This is a genomic window from Chthoniobacterales bacterium, assembly GCA_018883245.1.
Classification (GTDB): domain Bacteria; phylum Verrucomicrobiota; class Verrucomicrobiia; order Chthoniobacterales; family JACTMZ01; genus JACTMZ01.
In genome coordinates this window covers 20,869-33,556 of the sequence record VEQL01000029.1, presented here as the reverse complement: position 1 = coordinate 33,556, position 12,688 = coordinate 20,869, and the positions used below count along the sequence as shown (strand labels likewise).

At 58.4% G+C, this 12,688-nt stretch carries 13 protein-coding genes; 9 read left to right on the top strand and 4 right to left on the bottom strand.

Annotated elements, in window-relative coordinates; all coding sequences use genetic code 11:
• Positions 1-725: hypothetical protein (locus FGM15_10160; GenBank protein MBU3666220.1), on the top strand; the 725-nt coding region annotated here is incomplete at its 5' end.
• A gap of 405 nt (positions 726-1,130) precedes the next feature.
• Here the strand turns inward: FGM15_10160 and FGM15_10155 are convergent.
• Positions 1,131-1,334, bottom strand: coding sequence for a hypothetical protein (locus FGM15_10155; protein MBU3666219.1), 204 nt, complete (start codon positions 1,332-1,334; stop codon positions 1,131-1,133).
• Entirely contained in the window at positions 1,334-1,645 is a 312-nt protein-coding gene (locus FGM15_10150; protein ID MBU3666218.1) for a hypothetical protein, read from the bottom strand. Before FGM15_10150 ends, FGM15_10155 begins: the two co-directional genes overlap by 1 nt.
• 51 nt (positions 1,646-1,696) lie before the next feature.
• On the opposite strand from FGM15_10150, the gene FGM15_10145 reads away from it, so the two are divergent.
• Genes FGM15_10145 through FGM15_10125 form a run of 5 tightly spaced genes read left to right on the top strand, consistent with a single transcriptional unit; the run spans position 1,697 to position 10,088 of the window.
• The gene (locus FGM15_10145) at positions 1,697-3,766 is read left to right on the top strand and encodes an SAM-dependent DNA methyltransferase (GenBank protein MBU3666217.1); all 2,070 of its coding nucleotides are present in this window, start codon (positions 1,697-1,699) and stop codon (positions 3,764-3,766) included.
• A 2-nt stretch (positions 3,767-3,768) separates the two neighbouring features.
• Entirely contained in the window at positions 3,769-4,905 is a 1,137-nt protein-coding gene (locus tag FGM15_10140; protein MBU3666216.1) for a restriction endonuclease subunit S, read from the top strand.
• A 23-nt stretch (positions 4,906-4,928) separates the two neighbouring features.
• On the top strand, positions 4,929-5,825 hold the full coding sequence (locus FGM15_10135) for a DUF488 domain-containing protein (protein ID MBU3666215.1): 897 nt from the start codon (positions 4,929-4,931) through the stop codon (positions 5,823-5,825).
• Between the two features lie 15 nt (positions 5,826-5,840).
• Complete coding sequence (locus FGM15_10130; GenBank protein ID MBU3666214.1) at positions 5,841-6,662, top strand: hypothetical protein; 822 nt, start codon at positions 5,841-5,843, stop codon at positions 6,660-6,662.
• Between the two features lie 6 nt (positions 6,663-6,668).
• Positions 6,669-10,088 carry a type I restriction endonuclease subunit R gene (locus FGM15_10125; protein MBU3666213.1) on the top strand — a complete coding sequence of 1,140 codons (3,420 nt, stop codon included), beginning with the start codon at positions 6,669-6,671 and terminating at the stop codon, positions 10,086-10,088.
• Positions 10,089-10,264: 176 nt separating this feature from the next.
• Here FGM15_10125 and FGM15_10120 read toward each other — a convergent pair whose 3' ends face one another.
• A complete protein-coding gene (locus FGM15_10120; protein ID MBU3666212.1) occupies positions 10,265-10,648 on the bottom strand; it encodes a hypothetical protein in 384 nt (127 codons plus the stop codon).
• A gap of 140 nt (positions 10,649-10,788) precedes the next feature.
• Positions 10,789-11,121 (bottom strand): hypothetical protein, encoded by a 333-nt coding sequence (locus FGM15_10115; protein ID MBU3666211.1) that lies wholly within the window; start codon positions 11,119-11,121, stop codon positions 10,789-10,791.
• Between the two features lie 175 nt (positions 11,122-11,296).
• Between FGM15_10115 and FGM15_10110 the strand changes: the two genes are divergently transcribed.
• The 3 genes from FGM15_10110 to FGM15_10100 all read left to right on the top strand — a co-directional run bounded on the left by FGM15_10110 (position 11,297) and on the right by FGM15_10100 (position 12,664).
• The gene (locus tag FGM15_10110) at positions 11,297-12,052 is read left to right on the top strand and encodes a hypothetical protein (protein MBU3666210.1); all 756 of its coding nucleotides are present in this window, start codon (positions 11,297-11,299) and stop codon (positions 12,050-12,052) included.
• 121 nt (positions 12,053-12,173) lie between these two features.
• A complete protein-coding gene (locus FGM15_10105) occupies positions 12,174-12,401 on the top strand; it encodes a hypothetical protein (GenBank protein MBU3666209.1) in 228 nt (75 codons plus the stop codon).
• Entirely contained in the window at positions 12,398-12,664 is a 267-nt protein-coding gene (locus tag FGM15_10100) for a hypothetical protein (protein ID MBU3666208.1), read from the top strand. The genes FGM15_10105 and FGM15_10100 overlap by 4 nt, the downstream gene beginning before the upstream one ends.
• Positions 12,665-12,688: the final 24 nt, after the last annotated feature.

Here is a 12,688-nt window from a genome sequence, read left to right as displayed (position 1 = left end):
CTGCCGGATCACCGCTGTTGCCGCCATTGGCCCCCACACCGAATCCGCCGCCGCCCCCGCTGCCGACATCGAAAGTGGCACGCGCACTTGTGCCGCCGTTGCCCCCCATGCCGCCGCCGCCCCCGGAGTTTTCCGAAAAATTCCCGAGAGCGTTTCCGCCCACGGCGCGGCTTTCAATTATCCCCACGTTCTCAAGCGTGACGCTGGTCGGAAAAGTGAAGAGCGAGTTGGTGAGATTCGGTCCGGTCAGCGCCTGCGAGTTGGCGACAAAGATCGCGCCGCCGAGTCCGGCCCCGCCGCCGCCGCCATCCAACCCATTGCCTCCCTGCGCGCGGCCGCTGAGGATGGTGAGATCCCTGATGGTGACATTGCCCGAGGCGATGAAGAACGCGCGGTCACCGAGGCCGCCGTTGGCCGACGCCATGTTGATCGTCGCGCCATTGCCATTGATCGTGATGTCGCCCATGCTCGCGCCAGCCGCGGCGACGAAATACATCGACTCGGGCGTGAGCACGAGACCGGGGGTCATTTCAATGGTGAAAGGCCCGGAAAACTGGGTGGCCGCGAAAAGAGCCTCTGTCATAGAGCCGCCGCCGATCGCATTGTTGTTGCTGACAATAATGGTTTGTTGCGCGCGGACGACAGCGGGCATCACCGCGAGGCACATTGCAACGACGGCGAGCAAAACGGTCCTGACTTTGGACGAGCACCGAATGAAACGGTAAACGCGCTCCCCATGAGCACGAGGCGCCCGGACATCCTTGGACGCGGTTGTGTCAATACCGCGAAAATTGCTACGTGGGTTCGGACAAAGGGCGATGACTTCCATGTAAGAAGGAAAATTTTTACCGGGGAAACGCAAGAATGCAAAGACTGCAAGTTACTGCTGTTATTCGTTGGATGTGGAACCTGCTCGACACAAAGTCGGTGGCTGGATCGGCTTTGGTTTCGGCGAGGCAAAGCCGGAACAAAACACCCCCACCTTGCAGTGCGGGCGTTTTTGCAGAGGCCGGTGCTTTTTAGCTAAGAAAGTTTCGCGCACCTGCGCCAGCGCATGAACTCCGCGCCGCCGGCGAGCAAAACCCCCGCCTCAGGCTCGATGAAAACTGAACACTGCAATCCGTGCAAACCTATCTGCCCTCGTGCAAATGGATGGATCGGATATCGCACGGGTCGAGCGGTTCGGGAACATCCAGCACTTCAGCATTGCGAACGATGCAGTTCTCCAATCGCCGCCCGTCGGCCAGTTCCACATCCACGCGCTGCCACCCCATCCCGGACTCAGGCAAATGCGCGAGCCGATCGATCCACTTCGCTGGAAGCGTCACACTCATCAGGCAGGAAGAGTTTGGGGACGAAGGCTGACCGTATCCGGCCCCGTGCCAACGCAGAAAATCACTTCGACACCTCCGCCGGGCTTTCCAAAATTTTCCTGAACGATGCCGCGTTTGATCAGCGTTTGTTCCATAGGTTTTATATCAAACACAAATACTGCAGGATCATCGTTAGGCAAAGCGTAACGCTGCACAGCCTCACTGCCGGTGCTGACGTTTTTGGAGTCCGCGAGGGTGGTTGCATAAGAATCGGGCAAAAGACTTCCCTGTTCCGTGATGCGATGATCGTTCTTGAATGTGCTGAACCGCACAAAAAGCGCCTCTTTCTCGCCATGGCGGCGTTATCTGATAAGTAGATTCCAATGCGCCCGTCGGATTTAGATCTCCCAAAGCTGGAAGCCGATCTCTGGGCGTCGGCGGACAATCTGCGGGCGAACTCGAAGCTGAGTTCGGCCGACTACTTCCTTCCTGTTCTGGGGATTATCTTTCTGCGCCATGCGGCCAATCGCTTCGATGAGGCGACGCGGCAGATTGAGGCGGACCAAGCCTCGGGGAAGATGCCGAAGCGCAAGCTCCAGCCGGCAGATTACGTGCGCCGCCGAGCGCTGTGGTTGCCGGAGGAGGCACGCTACGAACGCATCATGGCCAACGCCACGTCCGATCCTGCCGGGCTCCCGGCCTTGGTCACGCGGGCCATGACAGCCATCGAGGAGAGTTTCGAGCCGCTGCAAGGCGTGCTGCCGAAGGACTACGGCATTTTCGAGCCGAAGGTTCTTGAGGAGTTGATGCGTCAGTTCAACACGGAGCAGATCAAGCGCGCCACGGGCGACATCTTCGGGCGCATCTATGAATATTTCCTGGCCAAGTTTTCCATCCAGAAGGCCCACGACAATGGCGAGTTCTTCACGCCGCCGTCCCTCGTGCAGACTATCGTCAATGTCATCGAGCCTGACCACGGCACGATCTTTGATCCCGCGTGCGGATCCGGCGGCATGTTCGTGCAATCGAGCCACTTCATCGAGCACGAGGGCGGGGACACGGCGCGCAAGGTTGTTTTCTACGGCCAGGAAAAAGACCGCACCACCATCCGCCTCGCGAAAATGAACCTCGCCGTGCATGGCCTCGACGGAAAGTTTGCCGAGGGCATCACCTACTACGAAGACCACCACCAGCTTGTCGGCCAGTGCGACTTCGTCATGGCCAACCCGCCGTTCAATGTCGATCTCGTTGATGCCGAGCGCATCAAGACTGATCCGCGCCTGCCTTTCGGTCTGCCCGGCGTGAACAAAGACAAGCGCGTCTCCAACGGCAACTACCTCTGGATGTCCTACTTTTGGAGCTACCTCAAGCCCACCGGCCGCGCCGGTTTCGTCATGTCCTCCCAGGCCTCCAGCGCGGGCAATGACGAAAAAACGGTCCGCCAAAAGATGGTCGAGACCGGTGATGTGGATGTGATGATCTCCATCCGCGGCGGCTTCTTCTACACCCGCACCGTGCCGTGCGAACTGTGGCACTTCGACCGCAACAAGCCCGCCGAGCGTAAGGATCAGGTGCTCATGATTGACGCCCGCAGCATCGGCCAGCTCATGCCGGGTTCCCGCACGGTCCACGAGTTCACGCCGGAACAACTGCGCAACATCTCCGCCATCGTTTGGCTCTATCGTGGACAGCATGAGCGCTTCCTTGCGCTCGTGGCGGATTACTTCGCACGCCATGCCGATGAATGCGCCGCCGTGCCCGAGACCATCACCGCGTTTGAGACCGCGCTGGCCTCGCTGGATGAACCATTCGCCGCCTTGGCGAAAGTGAAATCACTCGCCGAGTCGCTGGCGGAATTTCGCGATGCACGGCGGGCTTACGAGAAAGACAGCAAAGCGCTGCTCGCCGACCTTGCCGCGTTCTCCAAGCAAATGGGCAAAAGCGCTCCGGCCACGAACGACAAGCAGCACACGGCTCGCCAAGCTTTAGATCCTCTCGCCGAGCGCGCCAAAGGTCTCATCAAGCAGATCGACCTTCTCTACAAACTCGCGTCGCGCGTCGCCGCGGCCGCGAATGAATCGGCGACGGACGCTTACGACCGGCGTGCCGTCGGCCGCCTTCTCAAGCAACTCGATGCCGCGCGCCATGCCGCGGTGAACCAAATCAAGCGTGCCACCTACTACCATCGTCAGATTGTCTGGTTGCAGGACCGTTTTCCTAAGGCCGAGATGCAAGCCGTGCCCGGACTATGCAAAGTCGTCACACGGCAGGAGATTGCCGCCAGCGATTGGAGCCTCACACCCGGACGCTACGTGGGCGTCGCACCTCCTCCCGTTGACGAGGATTTTGATTTCGAACAGGCCATCGCGGAAATCCATGAGGAACTCGCGGCGCTGAATGCGGAGGCAGTGGAGCTTGCGGGAACGATTCAGAGAAACTTGGAGGCTTTGTGAGGATGCGGTTCTCGACCTCTAAGCTTGTTGACGTCATAAGACTTCAACGTGGGCACGATCTGCCAGAGCGTTTGCGAAAAAAAGGCAGCATTCCTGTTGTTACTTCGTCGGGCGTCACCGGCAGCCATAGTGAAAGCAGGGCCAAAGCTCCGGGTGTCGTTACTGGACGATATGGCACTCTCGGGGAGGTGTTTTACCTCGAAGAGGATTATTGGCCTCATAACACTGTGCTTTATGTGGTCGATTTCCAGGGCACGCATCCTAAGTTTGCGGCATACTTCCTTCGCAGTGTTATAGGCAATTACAAAAGCGACAAAGCAGCAGTCCCAGGCATCGATCGTAACGTATTGCACGCAATGAATGTCCGCGTGCCACATCGGGATGTGCAGCCGCGCATCGCTTCAATTCTTTCCACCTACGACGAGGCGATCGAAAACAACCGGCGGCGGATGGCGCTTTTGGAAAAAGCGGCCCGATTGCTCTACGAGGAATGGTTCGTCCGCCTGCACTTTCCCGGCCACGAACACACTCCTGTCAAAGATGGTGTTCCGCAGGGCTGGGAGAATCATCGAGTCGGCGATGTCGCTGATTGCATAGGCGGCGGAACACCATCAAGCAAAGTCGCGAACTATTGGGAAAATGGAGAAATCCCATGGGTGACGCCAACGGATGTGACTCGAAACGACCATCTTGTGCTGATGGACACTGCCCGAAAAATTACAGACGCGGGCCTTGAGAACAGTTCAGCGAAACTGGTCAAAGCACACGCGGTGTTGATGACAAGCCGTGCATCAGTTGGATTTTTCGCGATCGCATATCGTGAAGTCTGCACCAACCAGGGCTTCATCTCAATTGTGGCCCACCAGCCTTCTCTGGCCCACTATTTGCTGTTTCACCTAAGACATCGCACTGACGAAATCCGGGCTATGGGTAGTGGTAGCACGTTTCCTGAGGTGAGCCGCGGCAAGTTTCGGGACCTTACAATCCTGCTTCCTCCGCAGCGTCTTTTTGAGGCTTTCGACGAGCAGGTCGCGGCGTTTTTGAAACAGATTCAAGTCCTCAAGGGCCAAAACCAAAAACTCCGCGCCGCGCGCGATCTGCTGCTACCTCGCCTGATGAGCGGCGAGATTGAAGTATGAGATCGCGGTGCCTAATCTGACGCATGCTTTACGAACGGCAAAAGCACCTGCTCGCACTGCTCGATGCGTTGGGCGGCGACGTGGGCGGTCAGGATTACCAAAAACTGCTTTTCCTTTATTGCCAAGAGCCGGGGGTGGAAGCGCCCTACGAATTCGTGCCCTACCGGTTCGGCGGATTTTCCTTCACGTCGTATGCCGATAAGCGCCGCTTGATTGAGCGCGGGCTGCTGGCCGATGACGAGCGGGCGTGGCGACTGACTCCCGAGGGCAAAGTTCAAGCAAAGGTCGCTACATCCCTGCGCATGGGCCTGGATCGTTTCGCCCAGACTCACGCCGCCTTGCGCGGCGACGCTCTTGTGGCCGAGGCGTATCGTCGTCATCCCTACTACGCCACCCGCAGTGAGATCGCCGGGCGCGTGTTGGCTTCGGATGCCGCCGCGCTGCGCGCCATCGAAACAGCCCGCCCTGCCGCCACTGCGCCGGGTCTTTGCACAATCGGCTACGAAGGCAGCACGCTGGAGAATTATCTCAACCGGCTGCTGCGCGCCGGCGTGACGCTGCTCTGCGATGTGCGGCGCAATCCGCTGAGCCGCAAATACGGTTTTTCCAAAGGCACGTTGAGCCATGCTTGTGAAAATGTAGGTATCCGCTACGAGCATCTTCCGGAACTCGGCATCGCCTCCGACCAGCGCCGCGAGCTGAACACGCAGGAGGATTACGACGCATTGTTCGAGGTATATGAACGCGAGAGCCTGCCACACCAAGCTGCCCCGCTGGCCCGCATCCGCTCGTGGATCAACGAGGGTTATCGCGTGGCGCTGACCTGCTTCGAAAAACTGCCGCACCAATGCCATCGCCACTGCGTGGCCGAAGCCTTGGAGCAAGTGGACCCGCAGAGATTGAAGCCCTTGCATTTGTAAGCCGGAACCAACGCCATGCCCAAAGAGCGCGTCCTGATCACGGTCAAAACGTATCCGACGCTCTCGCGCAAGTATGGCGAAACGGTCTGCACCGCCGGCTTGCGGGAGGATGGATCATGGGTGCGCATTTACCCGGTGCCTTTCCGTCGCCTCGGCGAGAAGGAGCAATACAGGAAATACGACTGGATCGAGTGCGATTTGGTGCGCAATGAAAAAGATCCCCGGCCCGAGAGCTATCACCCGACCGACCTGCGGCAGATCAAGAAAGTCGACCACCTTGGCACGGAAGACAAATGGCGCGGGCGCCGCAATGTTCTTTTAGGTCGCGGCAAGGTGTTCAAGCGGCTGGACTCGTTGATCAAGGACGCCAAAGCCAACAAGCGATCACTGGCCATCTTCAAACCCGCACGCATTTTGGATTTCGTATGGGAGGAGGAGGATCGGGAATGGGACGCGGAGAAGCTGGCCGAGATGCGAAACTTGGCCAGTCAGGGCGAGCTGTTCGACGAGGAAGCGTGGCGCAAAACTTTCAAGGTAATCCCCAAACTTCCCTACAGCTTTTCCTACCGCTTCGAGGACGCCGATGGCACCAAGAGCAAACTGCAGATTCTGGATTGGGAGATCGGCGCACTTTTCGACAAATGCCGCAAGGCGGCCCGGGGCGATGAAGAAGCTGCTCTCGCCAAGGTGAAACAAATGTATTTCGACAAATTCACCAAGACGGACCTGCATTTCTTCCTCGGAACGACGCAGAGCTTCCATCTGCGCGCCCCGAATCCTTGGGTCATCATCGGGGTGTTGCCGTTGCCGCACCAACTGCAGCAGGAGCTTTTCTGAATTGCCATGGTCACCGGCATCAACAGCGAAGACCGGCTGGTGCAAAAGACCTTTGCCGAGCACTTGGAGAAGGTGCTTGGTTGGGACAGCGTCTATGCGCACAAGCAGGAAACCTTCGGGGCCAACGGCACACTCGGACGCACAGACGACCGCGAGATCGTTCTGACCCGCGACTTGCGCCGGGCCTTGGAGGCGCTGAATCCGCAGTTGCCCGAAATCGCCCGCGAGCAGGCAGTGGAAAAACTAACGCGGGTGGATTTCGCGCGATCGCTGGTGCAACAAAATAAAGAGTTCCACGACTTCATCCGCAATGGTGTTCCGATGGAATGGCGCGACGAGCGCAACCTGGTGCACCATGCGCGGGCCCGGGTGATTGATTTCCAGAACGGCCGCGCGGCGGATGGGACGCCGCACAACCGCTTCCTCGCGGTGCGGGAGCTGACGATCCAAGGATTGCGCGTGCCGCACTACCGGCGACGGGCCGATCTCGTCTGCTTCGTGAACGGCCTGCCGCTGGTCTTCATCGAGTTGAAGGCGGTTTACCGCAACATGCGGGAGGGCTTCGACAACAACCTCACCGATTACCTCAGCGACACGAGCATCTGCCACGCGTTCGCACACAATGCTTTCATGGTTGTCAGCAACGGCGACCGGGCGCGCTATGGCTCGATCACCAGCAAATGGGAGCATTTTGCCGAATGGAAGCGGCAGGATGAAAGTGACCAAGGACGCGTGGATGCCGAGGTGCTGCTCAACGGCATGCTCGCGCCTGCCCGCCTGCTGGACATGGTGGAAAACTTCATCCTGTTCGACGACAGCAAGCCCGGCGGCACACGCAAAATCGTCGCGCGGAACCATCAGGTGCTGGGCGTCAATCGGGCGGTGGAGGCCGTGGAATATCAGGAACGACTCAAGCGTGAGTTCCCGCTGGACCGACGGAATGTGCATTACCCGTTCCCGGAGGACGTGCAACTCGCAGCGGAGCCAACAGCTGAAGCGAAGCTCGCGAAAAAAGATTCCGCCAAGGGCGACAAAATAGAGGCTCTGCCGCTGGTGCAAAGGGCGCACCCGGATCTCGGGAGGCTGGGCGTGTTCTGGCACACGCAAGGCAGCGGCAAATCTTACTCGATGGCGATGTTCGCCGAGAAAGTGCGGCGGCGGGTGCCCGGCAATTTCACGTTTGTTGTCATGACAGACCGCGACGACCTCGACGACCAGATCTGGCGCACGTTTGTCGGTTGCGGCTTGGTCGATCCGAAAACGACTCCCCGCGTTGCCTCGGGCCGCGATCTCAAGGCGACCCTGCAAAACAATCAAGGCTTCGTCTTCACACTCATCCACAAGTTCAACCAGCCAGTGGATGAAAGAGATCCTTACAGCCGCCGCGACGACATCATTGTGATTTCGGACGAAGCGCACCGCACCCAAGCGGGCAAGTTCGCGCGCAACATGCGCCTCGCGCTCCCCAACGCCTCGTTTATCGGCTTCACCGGCACCCCGATTTTCCGGCATGACCACCTGACCCGGAGGATTTTCGGCAGCTACATCTCCCGCTACGACTTCCAGCGGTCGGTGGACGATGGTTCGACGCGCAAGCTCATCTACGAAAACCGCGGCGAGAAGCTAGGCATCGCCCGATTGGATCTGAACGACCGCATCGCGGAGAAAATCGAGGAAGCCGAGTTGGATACCGACCAAACGGCGCTGTTGGAAAAGCTGTTGGGTCAGGACTACGAGGTCATCACCGCCGATGATCGCTTGGACAAGCTGGCCGAGGATTTCGTGGAGCACTGCACCGAGCGCTGGGAGTGCGGCAAGTCGATGCTGGTCTGCGTGGACAAAATCACCTGTGCCCGCATGCTGCAGCGCATCAAGCCGCGTTGGGAGGCAAAGAGAGCCAGGGTAGAGGCCATGTTGCCCGATTTGGAAGCGAAGGTCGCGGCAGCCACCGACCCTGACGAGACGGAGAAGCTGACCAAAGAACTCGGAAGACGCCGAGCACAGGCTCGCTGGCTAGATGAAACCTTGGTGCAAATCATTATCAGCGAAGCCCAGAACGAGGTGCGGGATTTCGCCAAGTGGGATTTTGACATCGTGCCTCACCGTGCCTTGATCAAGACCGGCTTTGAAACTCCGGACGGAAAACGCGTGGAGGTGGAGGATGCCTTCAAAGACCCCGATCACCCTTTCCGCGTCGCCATCGTCTGCGCCATGTGGCTGACCGGTTTCGATGTCGAATCGCTGCAGACGCTCTACATCGACAAACCGATGAAAGCCCACACGCTCATGCAGGCCATCGCCAGAGCCAACCGCGTCTATCCCGGCAAGGACTGCGGCGTGATCGTCGATTACAACGGCATGCTCAAGAGCCTGCGCGAAGCATTGGCCCAATATGCGGTCGGGGACAACGAGGCTGAGGAAAATCCCATGCCGGCCGTCCCGCTGGAAGAATATGTGCCGGCCTTGATCGAAGCGATCGAGGCGGCCGAGGCGCATCTGCGCGGGTTGGGATTCGAGCCGGAGCGACTGACCGATGCCAAAGGGTTCGCCAAGATCGAGGCTTTGCGGGATGCGGTGGACGCCTTGCGCACCACCGACGAAACGCAGCGGCGCTTCGAGATCATGGCGCGGGAGCTTTTTTCCCGGATGAAAGCGCTGATCCTCGAGCCCTCAGCGCGTCCCTACTATCAGCGCCACGACAACATCGAGGCCATCTACAAGAAGCTCAACGAGCATCGCGACACGGCAGATGTCACCGCACTGCTCAAAGAGCTTCATCTTATAGTCAACGAAGCAATCCGTGCCCAGAACGTGGGCGAGGATCATGCCGAAGGCCTGACGGTCGATCTCAGCAAAATCGACTTTGAAAAACTCCGGGAAGAATTCGCCAAGAAAGCCAGGCATCCCCATTCCACGCTCCATGACATCCGCGAGTTGGTGGAGAAAAAACTGGCCGCCATGCTGGAACGCAACCCGCTGCGCATGGACTTTTACAAAAAATACCAGTCGATCATCGCCGACTACAACCGTGAGAAAGACCGGGCGACAGTCGAGGCGACATTTGCAGAATTGCTCAAACTCGCAGGCGAGCTTGATGAAGAAGCCCAGAGGCATGTGCGCGAAGGATTGACCGAGGAGGAGTTGGCCATCTTCGACCTGCTGCGGGCGAAAAAAATGACGAAAAAGCAACGGGAGCGCGTCAAAGCCGCCAGCAAAGGCCTGCTCTCGAAAATCCGCGAACGGATCGCCTCTATGCCCCAATGGAGCAAGAACGCGGCAACCCAAGCCGATGTGCAAATGTGCATTTTGGATACGCTTTACGCTTCGCTACCACGCCCGCCTTTCACCGAGGCCGAAACGGAGCAGCTTGCCAGAGAAGTCTACGACTTTGTCTGGCAACAATCAGGGCGCCCAGTCGCAGCGTAAGGTCCGCCTACCGCCGTTTTTCCTTGAGGTAGCCTCGGCGCGGCGAACATTATCCGCAAAAAGAAAACCACCGCGACGGCGCGGCATCGCGGTGGAACACTGAAGTTTTTTGGTTTTCGTTTACGCGAAGCAGGGGCGACCGGAAGGGTTCAAATCAACCGGTCGCCTCTCTGCTTTTAGTTGTTGCCGACCGGCGCCTCGGCCGCAGCGGCCTTGCGGGTCAAGCCGGATGCCCTCTCACCCAACGGGATGTAACCCATCGCGCGGTAAAGCGCGGAGTTTTCCCCGTGGGCAGGATCGCCCTTCACGGCCGCAACAACCAACTTCAATTTCTCGTTGGTGTTGAGGTCCGCCTGAGCGCGGCGCCCTGCGGCGCCGGACAATTCGGCTTCCAGCTCGGCCGTGCGGATGCGCTCGGCTTTCGAGGGTTCGACGGCGGTGCGGAACTCCGCGAGGGTCATCCCCGCGAAAGTCGCCGTGGGAGCCAATGTCTCCCAAGCCGTGACCACTTCGTCCACCTTGCGCACGATGCGCGTCGGGTTCTTCAAGAAGCTAATCATGTCTTGCCTTTTTCCTTTCCCTTAAGGACCGGTGCGCCAGAGAGCCGACTTTCGACCTGCGAGCCGTTTGGTTTTGCGCCAATGCTGTCTGCCCGATCCTTAAAAACTTTTTGCTTGGATATTGTGTCCATGATGCAAATTTAGACGCTTTTGTTGCGTCTTCGTTCAAAATTTTTTACTTTTCTCTTTGAATGGCTTTTTTTGGCCACGATAAAGACCAAAACGGACTTGGTGGGGGCCACCACATAATCTGTTGCTGGCCCCACATGGTTGGTGCGCTCAGCAACATATTTCGTGGGACTGGCAACATGGCTTGTTGCTGGCTCCACAAGCTTCGTGGGGGCCACCACATACTTTGTGCGTGACGCAACATCGTTTGTTGCTGACTGCACAAGGCTTGTTGCTGGCCGCACCTGCTTCGTGGGAGCCACCACGAAGCTTGTGCAAACCTTTGTAAGGTCGTAAATCGACATAAATAATGGCGATGTCTCCGAATCAGAGTTGTTTCTCATGTGGGAATAAATACAGTGTTTTGACCAAGATGTCAACTCCCCCATTTCAAGCGGCTTCGGGCGGTTAGCAAAAATTATTAACCTTTTTAATTTGACAAAAGTCCAATTTGGAGCAAATTAGGGCGCTTTAATGCCTATGGAGACCAACCCTGCCAACGTGAAACGCACCCGCAGCCCGGCCTATCCGGCCATTGGCTTGCCCCAGGCCATGGAAATATTGGCCATTATTTTCCGCAACTTCCAAGGGCATGCCGCCCCCGTCGAGGCCGTCGGCGAGGCAGTGGGCATGAAAGCCGGCGGCAGCTCTCTCAACGTGCGCCTCGCCGCCTTGAAGAAATTCGAATTACTCGAGGAATTGGAGGGCGCCAAGGGTGCGGGCAAAAGCTACCGGGTCACCAATCTGGCCAAAGATCTTCTCGTCCTGCCCAAGGAATCACCCGAACGCAACGAAGCCCTGCGCAAGGCCGCGCTGATGCCGGTGATCTATGAAGCGCTGTGGACGAGGTTCGGTCCGGAACTGCCTTCGGACTCGCTCATCCGTGCCTACCTCGTGCGCGAGCGCAACTTCAACGCGCACCAAGTGGACGGCATGATCGCCGACTTCCGCGCCACGGTGGAGTTCGCAGGCTTGGGCAGCGAGACGCCAGCATTCGCGGCGGCACCGGCTGCGACCGAGAGTGAGACATTTGGCCAAACCGTCCAGCGCTACGCGACCATGCGCACCGTGCCGCCGACAACCACCTCCGCTCCCGGCAATGTCTTCACCATCCCGCTCGAAGACGGAAAATTCGCCACCATCCCCTACCCTATGTCACCGCAGACGTGGGATCTCTTCATGCAAACGCTCAAACTCTGGCAACCGCGTCTCGTTGCAGACAATCCGGTCGAGTGAAATGACGGCGTTCGGAAGCCAGTCAATCTCACAGAGGCGCAGAGAGCGCTGAGGAAAACCGACAAAGACTCCGTGCTCTCCGTGCCTTGGTGAGAGCCATCACTCCGAATCCAAGTTTGCGATGCATGCGCCCGCACGCTATCCTCCTTCGATGAGCGTCGAACAAATCGAGCAGGAAGTAGCCAAGCTGGAGCGGGATCAGTTCGCTCGTTTTTCGGCGTGGTTCGAGAAGTTTCGTGCCGACGCTTGGGACCAGCAGATCGGCCGTGACGCGGAGGACGGAAAGTTCGACGCAGTGTTCGCCGAAATCGATGAGGAGCTGAAGCGCGGCGAGATCCGTCCGCTGTGAAGCACCTCGCACGGAAATCCTTCTGGGAGCACTATGATCGCCTTCCCAAGAAGATCAAAGCGCTGGCCGATAAGAATTTCGAACTGCTCAAGCACGATCCACGGCATCCCTCTTTGCAACTGAAGAAGGCCGGACGCCTGTGGTCGGCGCGTGTTGGTTTGGACTTCCGGGTCTTGGCCTATGACTCGTCGGCGGGGCTGGTTTGGTTTTGGATCGGCCCACACGACGAGTATGAGCGATATTTGAACACACTCGGTCGCTGAGCCAAGCGAGCCAAGAGCACTGAC